11 protein-coding genes, 1 tRNA gene and 1 riboswitch are annotated in these 11,923 nt (G+C 61.6%); of the genes, 6 read left to right on the forward strand and 6 right to left on the reverse strand.

Annotation, left to right across the window (positions count from 1 at the left end):
- Positions 1 to 20: 20 nt before the first annotated feature.
- Positions 21 to 126: riboswitch (TPP riboswitch) on the forward strand.
- A 55-nt stretch (positions 127 to 181) separates the two neighbouring features.
- Both O6760_RS12155 and O6760_RS12160 read left to right on the forward strand, forming a co-directional pair.
- Complete coding sequence (locus O6760_RS12155) at positions 182 to 1,030, forward strand: ABC transporter permease (RefSeq protein WP_332306222.1); 849 nt, start codon at positions 182 to 184, stop codon at positions 1,028 to 1,030.
- Positions 1,031 to 1,057: 27 nt separating this feature from the next.
- Positions 1,058 to 1,999, forward strand: a complete 942-nt coding sequence (locus O6760_RS12160; RefSeq protein ID WP_269585622.1) for an ABC transporter substrate-binding protein — start codon at positions 1,058 to 1,060, stop codon at positions 1,997 to 1,999.
- A 21-nt stretch (positions 2,000 to 2,020) separates the two neighbouring features.
- Here the strand turns inward: O6760_RS12160 and O6760_RS12165 are convergent, their stop codons facing one another.
- From O6760_RS12165 to O6760_RS12175, 3 genes are all read right to left on the reverse strand, one after another.
- Complete coding sequence (locus O6760_RS12165; RefSeq protein ID WP_269585623.1) at positions 2,021 to 4,237, reverse strand: CHASE2 domain-containing protein; 2,217 nt, start codon at positions 4,235 to 4,237, stop codon at positions 2,021 to 2,023.
- Positions 4,238 to 4,372: 135 nt separating this feature from the next.
- Complete coding sequence (gene rpoH / locus O6760_RS12170; protein ID WP_269585624.1) at positions 4,373 to 5,260, reverse strand: RNA polymerase sigma factor RpoH; 888 nt, start codon at positions 5,258 to 5,260, stop codon at positions 4,373 to 4,375.
- A gap of 178 nt (positions 5,261 to 5,438) precedes the next feature.
- On the reverse strand, positions 5,439 to 6,464 hold the full coding sequence (locus O6760_RS12175; RefSeq protein WP_269585625.1) for an RluA family pseudouridine synthase: 1,026 nt from the start codon (positions 6,462 to 6,464) through the stop codon (positions 5,439 to 5,441).
- Here O6760_RS12175 and O6760_RS12180 point away from each other — a divergent pair.
- Positions 6,463 to 6,819 carry a DUF6476 family protein gene (locus O6760_RS12180; protein WP_269585626.1) on the forward strand — a complete coding sequence of 119 codons (357 nt, stop codon included), beginning with the start codon at positions 6,463 to 6,465 and terminating at the stop codon, positions 6,817 to 6,819. The two genes, O6760_RS12175 and O6760_RS12180, sit on opposite strands and share 2 nt — an antisense overlap.
- A 141-nt stretch (positions 6,820 to 6,960) precedes the next feature.
- Positions 6,961 to 7,036, forward strand: a tRNA-Glu gene (locus tag O6760_RS12185).
- Between the two features lie 81 nt (positions 7,037 to 7,117).
- On the opposite strand, the gene O6760_RS12190 is transcribed toward O6760_RS12185, so the two are convergent.
- From O6760_RS12190 to O6760_RS12200, 3 genes are all read right to left on the reverse strand, one after another.
- On the reverse strand, positions 7,118 to 7,900 hold the full coding sequence (locus O6760_RS12190) for a DeoR/GlpR family DNA-binding transcription regulator (protein ID WP_269585627.1): 783 nt from the start codon (positions 7,898 to 7,900) through the stop codon (positions 7,118 to 7,120).
- A 185-nt stretch (positions 7,901 to 8,085) separates the two neighbouring features.
- On the reverse strand, positions 8,086 to 9,480 hold the full coding sequence (locus O6760_RS12195; protein ID WP_269585628.1) for a hypothetical protein: 1,395 nt from the start codon (positions 9,478 to 9,480) through the stop codon (positions 8,086 to 8,088).
- Between the two features lie 305 nt (positions 9,481 to 9,785).
- The gene (locus O6760_RS12200; protein WP_269585629.1) at positions 9,786 to 10,391 is read right to left on the reverse strand and encodes a DUF1134 domain-containing protein; all 606 of its coding nucleotides are present in this window, start codon (positions 10,389 to 10,391) and stop codon (positions 9,786 to 9,788) included.
- 219 nt (positions 10,392 to 10,610) lie between these two features.
- Here O6760_RS12200 and O6760_RS12205 point away from each other — a divergent pair, with 219 nt between their 5' ends.
- Together O6760_RS12205 and chpT are read left to right on the forward strand one after the other, a co-directional pair.
- Complete coding sequence (locus tag O6760_RS12205) at positions 10,611 to 10,991, forward strand: YHS domain-containing (seleno)protein (protein ID WP_269585630.1); 381 nt, start codon at positions 10,611 to 10,613, stop codon at positions 10,989 to 10,991.
- A 169-nt stretch (positions 10,992 to 11,160) separates the two neighbouring features.
- Complete coding sequence (gene chpT / locus O6760_RS12210; protein WP_269585631.1) at positions 11,161 to 11,805, forward strand: histidine phosphotransferase ChpT; 645 nt, start codon at positions 11,161 to 11,163, stop codon at positions 11,803 to 11,805.
- Positions 11,806 to 11,923: the final 118 nt, after the last annotated feature.

Below are 11,923 nucleotides of genomic sequence, written 5' to 3' on the forward strand. Positions count from 1 at the left end.
ACCGTACGAGGCAAGGTCCGCCTTGGTCCGAGGGGTGTTCCGGTTTCCGGAACTGAGATGGCATCAGCCGAACCCTTAGAACCTGATCCGGGTCATGCCGGCGAAGGGACGGAAACCTTTAGCCAAATCCCGGATCTCCAATGTCATTTTCGGCGCGTCCGAAGACGGGAGATCCTATGCGTTGTCGTCTGCCATCGTGGCAGTTGCTGTCATTGCCGTTGCCGGTTCCGGCCCGCCCGATTGCCTTCGGGTGCAGGCGCGAGGGGTCGGCCAGATGACGTCTTTCCTGATGCCGGTGCTGCGGGCCCTGACCGGTGCAGCTGTCGCCGTTGCGGTCTGGGCTGCGATCGTCTTCGTTTTTGACACCCAGCACTACATCCTGCCCGGGCCGGACCGGGTGTTCGCGGCCTTTGCCAAGAACGCCGGTTTCCTGCTGCATCATGCGGGGATCACCGCCTACGAAACCGTGCTCGGTTTTGTTTTGGGCGCGTTGGCAGGGGCCGTTCTGTCTGTGTTTTTGTGGTTGTTCCCGGTGGCGGCCCGGTTCGCGATGCCGCCGATCCTCGTGACCCAGGCGCTGCCGGTTTTCGCAATCGCGCCGATTCTTGTCCTTTGGCTCGGCTTCGGCCTTGCATCCAAGATCGTGGTCGTGATCCTCGTGATCTTCTTCACCGTGACATCGACCTTTTTCGACGGTCTCCAGCGTCTCGACCCGGGGCTGGGGGACCTGGCCCGGCTCTACCGGCTGTCGCGGCTGCGCGAATTGTGGCTGTTCCGCCTGCCGTCCGGCCTGCCTGCTTTTGCCTCCGGCCTGCGCGTGGCCGCCGTCTTCGCGCCCATGGGCGCGATTATCGGCGAGTGGGCCGGAGCCAAGGGCGGGCTTGCCTTCATCATGCTCCAGAGCAGCAATCGCATGCAGGCGGACCTGATGTTCGCCGCTCTCATCCTGCTCGCGGCAATGGTGCTGATCATGCGCTTTGCCGTGAACCGCTTCACCCAGTTTCTAGTGCCCTGGCAGACCGTGACCTGAAACCACGCTGCCGCAACGGAGGATCCAATGAAAAAACAACTCCTGTCTCTTGTCTTCGCCGCCGGCCTTCTGGCGTCTCAGCCGGTCCAGGCCGCGGACAAGCTGACCCTGCTGCTTGACTGGTTCATCAATCCCGATCACGCGCCGCTGGTTACGGCCCAGACCAAGGGGTTCTTCGCGGCCGAGGGCCTTGAGGTGGAAATCATCGAGCCGGCGGATCCGGCCATGCCGCCGAAGCTGGTGGCGGCAGGACGGGGCGATATTGCGGTCTCCTATCAGCCGACGCTGCATGCCCAGATCGAGGAAGACCTGCCGCTGAAATGGATCGGTACGCTGGTCGAAACGCCGCTCAACTCGCTGATTGTTCTCAAGGACGGCCCCATAAAGGAATTGGCGGACCTGAAGGGCAAGACGATCGGCTTCTCCGTCTCCGGTTTCGAGGACGCCATGCTCGGCCAGATGCTGCGTTCGGTGGGTCTGACCATGGACGATGTCGAGCTGGTGAATGTCAATTTTGCCTTGTCCGGTTCGTTGCTGTCCGGCCAGGTGGATGCGGTGATCGGCGCCTATCGCAATTTCGAGCTGACCCAGATCGAGATCGAAGGCAAGGCCGGCAAGGCGTTCTTCCCGGAAGAAAATGGGGTGCCGGTCTTCGACGAGCTGATCTACGTGGTCAACAAGGATAAGACGGACGATCCGAGGTTCAGGAAGTTCCTGGCCGCCGTCGAGGCGGCGACGATCTACCTGACCAACCATCCCGAGGAAGCCTGGAACGCCTTCATCGAGGCTTATCCGCATCTCAATGACGAGCTCAACAAGCGCGCCTGGACCGACACGCTGCCACGGTTTGCCAAGCGTCCGGCCACTCTGGATGAGGGCCGCTATCAGCGGTTTGCGGAATTCATGGCCGATGCCGGCCTGATCGGCACGGTGCCGCCGGTCGAAAGTTTTGCGGAAGAGATCCGCTGACGCAGATGACAGCGCCGCCGTTCAGGCGGCGCTGTCGGCGGCGGATGACAGCGCCGAGAGGTGGTCATCGAACCGGTCGTAAAAGGGTGTCATGGCAGGTGCCAGAGCCTTTGCCTCGGCAAGCGCTCTGGCGGCCGCAACGGTGTCTTTCTCCCGGAGCGCGTCAAGCAGTTGCTCATGGCAGGCTGACAGGGTTTCAAAGGCGGCTGACTGCCTGAGGGTCCCGTCACCCATAAGCGCGAACAGCTTGATGGGTTCGCTTTTGCCCTTCAGGGGAATTTCCCCGGCTTCCAGATAGGCAAAGTCCGGTGCCGCGGCCCGTGTCTCTTCGGATACCAACAGGTTCGCACCTACGGCCTTGCAGCTCGATTCGATGCGCGAGGCCACATTCACGGCGTCGCCGATGACGGAATAGTTGAAGCGGCGCGCGGACCCCATGTTGCCGACGCAGGCCTCGCCGCTGTTGAGGCCGATCCCGATCTGCACGGTTTGCGTTTTCAGGTTCCGGGCCTTGAACCCGAAGGCATCCTCTTCATTGAGCCTGTCGACGAGCTTCAGCATGGCCAGGCTGGCGCGGCAGGCCTTTTCAGCGTGATCGGGCACCGGCAGGGGCGCGTTCCAGAAGGCCATGATGCTGTCGCCGATATATTTGTCGATGGTGCCGCCTTCGGCCTGGATGGCGTCGGAAAGCGGTGACAGCAGCGTGTTCAGGAAACTGACGAGTTCCTCGGGTGTGAGCTGTTCGGAGATCGGTGTGAAGCCGCGAATGTCCATGAACAGGATGGTCATCGGCCTGATTTCGCCGCCGAGGGCAAGCTGCTCCGGGGCCTTTTCCAGCTGCGTGACCAGTTCCGGCGACAGATACTGGCTGAAGGCCTGTCTGACGAAGCGCTTTTCCCGGTCGCTCAGGAAATAGAGCAGGGCGGTCGACGCAGTAAAGACAAGCACGGCCGAGAGGCTGGGGTAGACAGGATCGATCAGAAGGCCGTCGACCCGGAAGAGGTAGACAGAGCCGCCAACGAGGCCGCCGACAAGCGCCGCCCCCAGCACGGCGGTGCCGATGCTGCCGATAACGGGCAGCGCCAGGATCAGGATTGCACCGGCGGCGAAGGTTGCCAGGACTTCCAGGCCGAACGTCCAGTCCGGGCGCGACAGGAACTGGCCCGAAATGATCTGTTCCGCCGCCTGGGCGTGAATGGACACCCCGGGAACCTGCTCTCCCAGCGGGGTCGCCCGGATGTCCCGCAATCCGACCGCCGACGTGCCGACAAAAACGATCTGTCCTTCAATCGCAGGGAGAAGTCCTTCGAGCTGTTCCGGGTCGAAAAGGCGCCGGGCGGAGACGTACCGTTCGGGATGCCTGTCATCGGCATTGTAATAGAGCCAGAGTTCCCCCTTTGCCGTAGTCGGCGGGCGCAAAGCTCCGATCTTGATGGCGGTAACCGCTGCCGCTCCGGTCGCGCTCTCGTTGCTCGAACCGGTCGCGCGGATCACGATGCCCTTCTCTCCCTGGGCCACCCTCAGCGCCTCCGTGACAAGGCTTGGATAGATTTCGTTGCCGTCGCTGACGATGAGGGGGATACGGCGGACAATGCCTTCCTTGTCGTCGGCGGAGACATTGAACGAGCCGATGCCGCTTGCCTTTTCCTGAAACCGTTCCAGGTTCGTGACCGCGTGGGAAAAGGGCGCAAGAAAGTTGACGGGGTCTTCTCCCGCGAAGGATGTGCCGGCCAGCTTCAGCGGCAGGCCGTCCGTTGGATCGGGTGTCACGGCAAAACCGAGCACGACGGGGGCGCTCGCAATGGCGTCCGCGAAATGCCGGTCGTTGTCGGGAAGCCCTTGCAGCAGCCTTTTCAATTCGGGCGGTGCGCCCGGGTCCAGAGCCGTGATCAACTGGCTCGGCGAGGTTCGGTCTGGTTCGGAGAACACCATGTCGAAAACGATGGCCGCAGCGCCCAGGTCGGTCAGGGTCCGCACCAGTTCCGCAAGGCGGGTGCGTGGCCACGGCCATTGCCCTATTTCGGCTATGGAGGCCTCGTCGATGTCGACGATACGGATGGGTGCCGGCTGGTGCGGCCGCGGCGTGTAGCGCTGGTAATAGTCGAAGGTGAGTTCGCGCAGGTTGGTCAGGAAATCCGGCTCGGCGGCGCGCAAACCGGTCATGACGCCGAGAACGAGGCAGGCAACCATTGCCACCTGTATGCGCCTCGAGAACAGTGTTTTGACAATGCGGCGCATTGGTTCCCCAAGGTTTGATTCAATCTGACCCTAGTGCGCCGCCGCTCACTCGAAAAGACATGCGGACAAAAGAAAAGCGCCGGAGCCAGGCTCCGGCGCTTTTTCAGGTCGGTTGTCACCGTCGGCGGAGGCCGGCTAGCTCGCCGGCTGCTGGTCCAGCGAGCGCGCGCTGTTGCGCACGGCCTTCTGGACCTTCTCGAACGCGCGGACCTCGATCTGGCGGACGCGCTCGCGGCTGACACCGAACTCGCCCGAAAGATCTTCCAGCGTCATGGGATCCTCGGAGAGGCGGCGCGCTTCGAAGATGCGCCGTTCACGTTCGTTCAGGACATCCATGGCCTCGCTCAGCATCTTGCGGCGCATGTCCAGCTCTTCCTGCTTGGCAAGCATGGTCTCCTGGCTGTCGCTCTCGTCGACCAGCCAGTCCTGCCATTCGCCCGCGTCCGCCTCCGCGCGGACCGGCGCGTTCAGGCTGGCATCGCCGCCGAGGCGCCGGTTCATGGAGATGACCTCGTCCTCGCTGACACCGAGACGGGTCGCGATTTCCGACACCTGGTGCGGCTTCAGATCGCCCTCGTCAAGGGCCTGGATCTTGCCCTTGAGGCGCCGCAGGTTGAAGAACAGGCGTTTCTGGTTGGCGGTGGTGCCCATCTTGACCAGCGACCAGGAGCGCAGGATATATTCCTGGATGGCGGCCTTGATCCACCACATGGCATAGGTCGCGAGCCGGAAACCCTTGTCCGGCTCAAAGCGCTTGACCGCCTGCATCAGGCCGACATTGCCTTCGGAGACGACTTCCCCGATCGGCAGGCCGTAGCCGCGGTACCCCATGGCAATCTTGGCGACGAGGCGCAGGTGCGAGTTCACCAGCCTTTCGGCAGCCTCAGGGTCCTCATGCTCCTTGTAGCGCTTGGCGAGCATGTATTCTTCCTGCGGCTGCAGCATCGGGAACTTGCGAATCTCATCGAGATAGCGGCTGAGGCCGCCTTCCCCGGCTGTGAGCGTCGGTACGTTCTGGGCCATGTCATGCACCCCCTTTCGTCAAGTTTGCATCCCTTTGCCTCCCGCTGCCCCGCAGAGATACGCAAGCAAGCCATGTTGGAGGGAAAGCGGACGCAGAATAGTGTCCGTGCAGGCACACAAGAACTATTAATATAGGTCCAAATTGGTCGATTACATGGTCACAATCCGGAAATGCATCCTAAAATTTTTGTAATGCTGACAAAAGTTTTGCGAAATCGGCCGGGTACGGGCTCTCAAAGCGCAAGGTTTTGCCGTTTGCCGGGTGCTCAAACGCCAGCAGACCGGCGTGCAGCGCCTGCCTTCCGAACCCCTGAATGAGGCTCTTCAGCGGGTCCTCCAGGCGATTGGCCTTTGTCTTGAAACCCGACCCGTAATCGTCGTCACCGATCAGCGGGTGGCCGATATGGGCCATGTGAACACGGATCTGGTGGGTGCGCCCGGTTTCAAGGCGGCACTCCATCAGGGAGGCGAGGGCCGGCTGATCGGCATTGCCGAAGCGTTCCTTGACCTGCCAGTGGGTGACGGCGTGGCGGCCGCTGGTCTTGACGACGGCGATCTTCTGCCGGTTGGCCTGGGACCGGGCCAGATTGGCGTTGATCGTGCCCTTGAGCCCGGACGGCGCTCCCCAGACGAGCGCGGCGTATGCCCGTTCCAGGGGACCGGTCTTGCCGTGGTCGGCGAATTGCGCGGCAAGACCCTTGTGGGCCTGGTCCGTCTTGGCAACGACCAGCAGGCCGGAGGTGTCCTTGTCGATGCGATGGACAATGCCGGGGCGCTTGACGCCGCCGATGCCGGACAGGCTGTCGCCGCAATGATGGATCAGCGCATTGACCAGCGTGCCGGTCCAGTTGCCCGCGCCCGGATGCACCACCAGTCCGGCCGGCTTGTCGATCACGATCAGGTGGTCGTCCTCGTAGACCACCGAGATTGGGATATCTTCGCCCCTGGGGTCCGGGTCCTCCGGTTCGGGTAAAGTGAGGATCAGGGCATCACCTTCATTGACCCGGTATTTCGGCTCCACTATTTTCGCGCCGCCCACGGTGACGTCTCCGGACTTGATCAGAGACTGGATCCGGTTGCGGCTCAGGGCGTCCAGATGGGACGCCAGCACCGCATCCAGCCGTTTCCCGGCATCGGCTGCATCAACTGTCAAACTGAAATCCTGGTCCAGTCCGGCCGGATCTTCGAGGGAATTTTCTGTCATGTCACAACCTGATAATCGGGGCGAGGGACCGGGTGAGGCGCCACTTGATCCGGAAGCCCAACGCATCCAGGCGAAGCTGAAGCGCCTGCTGCTCGGCTCGACCCTCGTAATGATCGCGGGCTTTGTCGCTGTCTTTGCAGCAATTCTCTACAAGATCAATAGCAACAAGCCGGATCCCTCCGAACTGCCTTTTGCGGCAACCGTCGCCGTGGGTTCCGAGGCGGAGGTCCTCCAGGCCACAATCGCCGAGGGCATGCTGATGGTGCTGGTGCGGGAGGGCAGCGGGACGGCGTTGCTGCGCTTCGATCAGGTGACAGGCAAGCAGGTCGGCCGAACCGATTTCGTGGCCCGGTAAATCTTCGCGAAGGTGCCCCGCTTGGCGGGTGGGGAGAAATCCAGGGGTTTGTCAAAAAAATGAGAAATAGGGGTTGCGTCTTCGGCCGAGCAGCCGTATACGCACGAACCTCGGCTTGAGGCAGACGCCTCCGAGCACCGCGCGCCCATCGTCTAGCGGTCTAGGACGCCGCCCTTTCACGGCGGAAACACGGGTTCGAGTCCCGTTGGGCGTGCCAATCTCTCTCCCGGAGCTTGAGCACTCTTTCCACACACTGCGCACAGGTTGTCCCTGTCGTCGTGCATAGCTCCTGTTCCCGTCAGGCGATGTCCTCGCGTTCCTGCAATCCCGTCTCGATCAGCTTGACTTCCGCTTCCTCGGCGACCTTTGCAAATGCCGGCGAGGGGCAATGGTCGGTCACGAAGGTGCTGACCTGGGACAGATGACCGACGCGCACCGGCGCGGTGCGCTCGAACTTGGTGCTGTCGGCGGCCAGTATGACATGCCGGGCATTGTCCATGATGGTCTTGGTGACCTTGACCTCTCGGTAGTCGTAGTCGAGCAGCGATCCGTCCGGATCGATCGCGGAAGCGCCGATGACGGCGAAGTCGACCTTGAACTGGCGCATGAAATCCACCGCGGCCTCGCCGACAATGCCACCGTCCGAGTGGCGCAGCACGCCGCCGGCGATCACCACCTCGATCTGGGAATAGCCGCGCATCAGGCTGGCCACGTTGATGTTGTTGGTAATGACCATCAGGCCACGATGCTGCAAAAGGGCCTGGGCGACCGCTTCCGTGGTGGTGCCGATGTTTATGAAGATCGACGCATTGTCAGGAATGAGCGCGGCGACCTGCTCACCGATGTCGGCCTTTTCCCGGCTGGAAATGATCCTGCGGGCCTCATAGCCGACATTCTCGATGCCGGAGGACAGCAGGGCGCCTCCGTGGGTGCGGGCCAGAAGGCGCCGTTCGCACAACTCGTTGAGATCCTTGCGGATCGTCTGGGGACTGACGTCGAACCGTTTTGCCAGATCGTCGACACTGACGCGGCCCAGTTGCCGGGCCAGCTCCAAAATGGTGTTATGGCGTTCAATCAGCATTCAAATTTCGTCCCGTGAAGTCCATGACATCGCAGCGGTGCATATCCGGTTGAGGGGTGCCTGCGCGCGCTTCGCGCATCGCCGAGTGAATTGCCTTGTGTCATGGTTTGACGCGGCATTCACAGGTGGCGCACTGGCAGCACCCCGTCAGGCGTTTGCCGGTCTGCGCAGTCGACCGGCAGATCTCAAGCCACATCCTTGTTCTTCTGTTTCGCCGTTTTGGTTTTCCGCGCGCTGTCTGTGTTGCTCTTGCCAGCCGTTTCCTGGCCACCGGAAGCTTGGGAGGCGGTGCTGTCGGCTTCGGTCTTGGCCTTGTTGCGGCTGGAGGCCACGATCCGGCTGACGAGCGCTTCCGCCGCGGAGGCTATGTCGGAGGACCTGGCGGAAGATGAAGTTTGGGGTGTTTCTTGAGTGGGGGAGGCCGTCACCTCGGGCGGTTCACCTCCGTTCGGCTTCGAGGCGACGCTGCCTGCTGCCTGTGGCCGGTTACCGTTCACGGCCCTTTCGGCTGCCGCCGGAGCGTCCGGAGCCGGGGGCGCGGCCTTGGCCGGACCGCGCCCCGGCTTTTTTTCCTTGGAATCCGTGGCGGTTGCGGGCCCGACCGAAATTGTCTCCGCGTCCGAAAGTCTTCGGGACAGGGCGCGAAACTCTTCACGCAAGCCCTTGAGTTCCGGTGAGGCGGCCAGGTCGCTGCGCAGTTGACGGACCTGGCCGGTCAGGCGCTGCAGTGCCCGGTCCTTGTCCTTCAGGTCGGTCTGCTGGCTCGCGATCCTGCGTGTGAGTTCCTTGAGCTGTGCCTGCAGCTTCTTGTCCGGCTCGGCGTCGGCGGCATTGGCCGCTTCCAGCATCAGGGACAGCCGGGTCACCTCGGCCTGTGCGGAAACATAGTTGCTCTCGGTATCGACGAGCTGGGCTTCCAGCTCGGCCAGCCGGGACCTGGAGGCCTCCTTTATCGAAGCCTCCACTTCGGCGGCAACGGTCGGTTCGTACGCGGCGAGCCTCGACTTGAGCGTGGCGACCTCGGCTTCCAGGCCGGTGATCGTCGCCAGTGTCATCGTGTCCGTGGCCGGAAGCCAGTCGCTGCCGCCATCCGCCTGGGTGTCGCCCGCTGGAGTTTCGCCGGGCGCCCCTTCGCGGGGTGTCGTCCAGCTTTCGGCCAGAGCCTTCTCGGATTCCGACAGCTTTTGCTTCAGCGTCTTTATTTCCGCCGAAAGCATGTCGACCGCGTGCTGGTCGCTCGCCTGGTCGGCCAGCTTCGTTTCCAGTTCGGCAACCAGTGACTGGCTTGTCGCCTTCACCTGCTCGATCTGGGACGTCAGCCTTGAAGCCTCGATATGAAAGCGGGCAGCTTTTTCGCGTTCGGCATCCAGCCGCGTTTCAACGCGCCGGAGTTCGACGGCGTAGCGGGCGCGTTCCTGATCCTGGGCTGCTCTCACCTCGGCATAGCTTGCCGGGTTCACAGCGCGCAGGGCTTCTTCCGTGAGGCGGGCGGCCCGGCGATAGAAGGCGGGCAGGATCGCAAGGCCGATCAGTCCGGCCGTGCAAAACCCAAGTGCCACATACATCGCTGCTTCAATCAAGTCCGGCTCCCGCGCGTTTCTCCGCCAGGGCTGTAGTGTATCAGGCCTCGGTCAAGGCGCGTGCCGGATATCGGTATCCGGCAAGAAGAACGGCTCCCGATGGGCCGTATATCCACAAGGATCTTCCTGTGACCCTGCGTCTTGGGCGGAGCGAATAGCATCCAAACCTCAATCAAATCCGAATACGCGACAGATCCTGAAGCGCCAACTGACCCATCATTAGACCACGCAGGCCCCGGCGCCAAGGGCTCACGCTGCGCCGGCTGAAACCTTCCGGGGCCGCAAGGGCGTCGGAAAGGCCCCGATCAAAAGGGGTTCCAGGTCGGTTTGTCCGTGATCTTCAGGTAACCCAGGTTCAGGCCGAGGCGTGCACCGACACCGGCGCGCACCGGTACGAGCACGATCTCGTTCTTCAGAAGAACGGTCATGCCGACACCTCCGACAAGGTAGGCGGAGCCGTTGACACCGGCGAAACGCTGATAGACCGCATTTACCGACGGCAGCTGGTAGACCAGCATCATCACCCGGGCCCCGTCCGCGCCGAAGTCCCAGCCGATGGACGGGCCCTGCCAGAAAACCTTGTGATTGCCGGCATTGCGCGTGTAGAGGTGCCCTTCGCCGTAGCGTGCGCCTGCCACGAAGGCGCCGGAGCCCTCTTCGCCGAGAATATAGCCGTTCGGCTCGCCGTAGCTTGAAAACGCCTTTTCGACGACCGAGGCCAGGCCTCCGGAAACCGACCCGAAGAACTGATGGCCTGTCTTCAGGATCTCGTCTTCACCGTAGGTCGCGTTCGGCGGTATCGGTTCGTTGCCCGAAGACTGGGCAAAGCCCGGGCCGGAAACGGCAAGCAAACACAAGACGAGGAACGCAGCCGAAATCTGGGACGCGACGCGCCAGGTTCTTTGTGTCATTCAATATCTCCCATAACAGGTCCGGCTGTTGCCGTCCGGTCAGACTGCAATGTTAAACTGGTCCAGTATCATGCTGATTCGCATGCCCTCTTGCACCTTACTTAAGCCGACTCAATGGAAAGCTGGCCTGAAAAAAAGACAAGGATGTGTCTTTCCGCGGTTTTGATCCTGCTTGCGTGTGTTTTCGCGGGGAAAGTCTTCGCACGCCCCAAGGTGTTCGTGCCTGACCCGATAACTGGCTACGCCATCGGCGGGCATGATCCGGTGAGCTACTTTGTCGATGGTCAGCCACGCAAGGGCGACCGGGCGCACGAGTACAAGTGGGGCGGCGCGGAATGGATTTTCGTCAACGAAGGCAACATGGCCGCCTTCGCGCGCGATCCCGACTCCTACGCACCCATGTTCGCCGGATGCGGCGGATATGCGCTTTCGGAAGGTTTCGCGACGGCGGGCAATCCCTTTATCTACGCCGTGGTCGAGGGACGGCTGGTATTCTTTCATTCCGTCGTCAACCGGTTCCTGTTCGTCGTGAACGGAACCAATCTGGTGAAGGCCGCCAGGGACAATGCGTCCCGGGTCGGATGCGTGCCCGTCCGATAGTCACCTTTCACCGGGACATGACTTTCGACCCGACAGACAAACTTTCATCTGGATGACCGGAAATGCGGTCCCGCGTTGCCTTGGCAGCGGCTTTGCGGATGTGTAACCCTTGGCTTACTGCAGCGAATCAGTCATTTGCCGAGATCTTCAACAAGAGCCAAACATCGCCATGTCCGCACTTAAAGAGCTTTCTTCTCTTGACCTTGCCGCTCTGGTCGCCAGCCGTGTCTGTCACGACATCATCTCACCGGTCGGCGCGATCACCAACGGCCTCGAAGTGCTCGACGAAGAGGGCTCGGAGGACATGCGCGAATTCGCGATGGACCTGATCCGCAAGAGCGCGCGGCAGGCTTCGGCGAAACTTCAGTTCGCGCGGCTTGCCTTCGGCGCGGCGGGATCTGCCGGTGCCGAAATCGATCTGGGCGATGCTCAGGTCGTGGCGTCGGGATTTATGGAAAACGAAAAATCCGACCTAAATTGGCAATTGACTCGGCACCTTATGCCGAAGAACTACGTTAAGCTTCTTCTGAATCTCATTCTTATTGCCAATCAGTGTGTGCCGCGCGGCGGTGAAATCAAGGTTGAAATGGACGGCGAACCACAATCGCCCTCCTTCACGCTTCATGCCAGTGGTCTGAACCCCCGAATTCCGCTCGGAATGAAGGAAACCCTGAGTGGAGAGGAGCCGGAGCGGGTGGACGCGCATTCCGTCCAGCCGATTTATACTTTGCTGCTTGCACGCGAGAGTGGCATGGTATTAACAATAGATAAACAAGATGAATTGGTAAAAATTACGGCCCTGCCGACAGACTAAAACAGGTCTGCAAAAGTCTCCATCCGCTTCAGCGTATCTTAACTGTTTGTCGTCAACCTAGCTCTCATGGACTTCTCGGTCCAGACATCCTTTTCGGGATGCGGAACCAGTAACAAGT

The sequence above is a fragment of the Roseibium sp. Sym1 genome, from assembly GCF_027359675.1.
Taxonomy (GTDB): domain Bacteria; phylum Pseudomonadota; class Alphaproteobacteria; order Rhizobiales; family Stappiaceae; genus Roseibium.

What these genes read in the sequence shown, in the direction of transcription:
- O6760_RS12160 (WP_269585622.1), top strand. Translation starts at nt 1,058, where the DNA reads ATGAAAAAACAACTCCTGTCTCTTGTCTTCGCCGCCGGCCTTCTGGCG.
- O6760_RS12165 (WP_269585623.1), bottom strand. Translation starts at nt 4,237, where the DNA reads ATGCGCCGCATTGTCAAAACACTGTTCTCGAGGCGCATACAGGTGGCA.
- rpoH (WP_269585624.1), bottom strand. Translation starts at nt 5,260, where the DNA reads ATGGCCCAGAACGTACCGACGCTCACAGCCGGGGAAGGCGGCCTCAGC.
- O6760_RS12180 (WP_269585626.1), top strand. Translation starts at nt 6,463, where the DNA reads ATGTCACAACCTGATAATCGGGGCGAGGGACCGGGTGAGGCGCCACTT.
- O6760_RS12175 (WP_269585625.1), bottom strand. Translation starts at nt 6,464, where the DNA reads ATGACAGAAAATTCCCTCGAAGATCCGGCCGGACTGGACCAGGATTTC.
- O6760_RS12190 (WP_269585627.1), bottom strand. Translation starts at nt 7,900, where the DNA reads ATGCTGATTGAACGCCATAACACCATTTTGGAGCTGGCCCGGCAACTG.
- O6760_RS12200 (WP_269585629.1), bottom strand. Translation starts at nt 10,391, where the DNA reads ATGACACAAAGAACCTGGCGCGTCGCGTCCCAGATTTCGGCTGCGTTC.
- chpT (WP_269585631.1), top strand. Translation starts at nt 11,161, where the DNA reads ATGTCCGCACTTAAAGAGCTTTCTTCTCTTGACCTTGCCGCTCTGGTC.